This window comes from Streptomyces sp. P17, from assembly GCF_032436805.1.
Classification (GTDB): Bacteria; Actinomycetota; Actinomycetes; order Streptomycetales; family Streptomycetaceae; genus Streptomyces.
On the sequence record NZ_JAVRBF010000717.1, the window covers coordinates 1 to 278 of the forward strand.

Sequence of the window (278 nt, forward strand, 5' to 3'; positions counted from 1 at the left end):
GCTCGAGAAATCCAAAAGCCATGACATTATAGGAAAGTACTTTGATATGATCTTGAGGAAGCTTATCTGCTGAAAAACGGTGCAAAGGGGTATAGACCTTGATAGCAGAAAAGGATAGAAGCAGTACCACGAGACATGCAACAATCCATCGCCATTTGCCTGCAAGCAACCAATAAATCGTCACCAGTGCCTGAAAGAAAAGAAGAATAGGAAATACTAAGCCTAGAAAAGCTGGGGTGACAAGTCTTACGGGAGATATCCACATACTCCCTACGCTG

The 278-nt window shown here is 43.2% G+C and carries 1 protein-coding gene; it reads right to left on the reverse strand.

What is annotated here, in order from left to right:
* On the reverse strand, nucleotides 1-265 hold a 265-nt coding region (locus RMT89_RS42710; protein WP_315889147.1), incomplete at its 3' end, for a hypothetical protein.
* Nucleotides 266-278 lie beyond the last annotated feature (13 nt).